Origin of the sequence: Neisseria sp. HMSC70E02, from assembly GCF_001838645.1 — a bacterium.
GTDB classification, from domain to species: Bacteria; Pseudomonadota; Gammaproteobacteria; order Burkholderiales; family Neisseriaceae; genus Neisseria; species Neisseria macacae.
In genome coordinates this window covers 1-213 of the sequence record NZ_KV838136.1, presented here as the reverse complement: position 1 = coordinate 213, position 213 = coordinate 1, and the positions used below count along the sequence as shown (strand labels likewise).

The following is a 213-nucleotide window of genomic DNA, read 5'->3' as shown; positions in this document are numbered from 1 at the left end:
TTTGCAGGAAATACAGGGTTTGGGCGGCAGTTTCTTCTTGAACTTGTTGTTCATGTGGAACATATCGCCGGCGCGAATGATGTGGCGCTTGCGGATTTTAACCGAAGAAGAATGCATCATCGGCCAGGCGGGTTTGGTGGCGGTACGGGAAAGCACACCCTTGCGGCCCGGAAGGGCGGGTTCGTCGCCGGTAGTGCGGTTGGTTTTACTGGC

Annotated in this window: 1 protein-coding gene; it reads right to left on the bottom strand. The window is 55.9% G+C overall.

All coding sequences use genetic code 11. The features are described 5' to 3' along the window. On the bottom strand, positions 1 to 213 hold a 213-nt coding region (locus HMPREF3277_RS12340), incomplete at both ends, for a PAAR-like domain-containing protein (protein ID WP_141765232.1).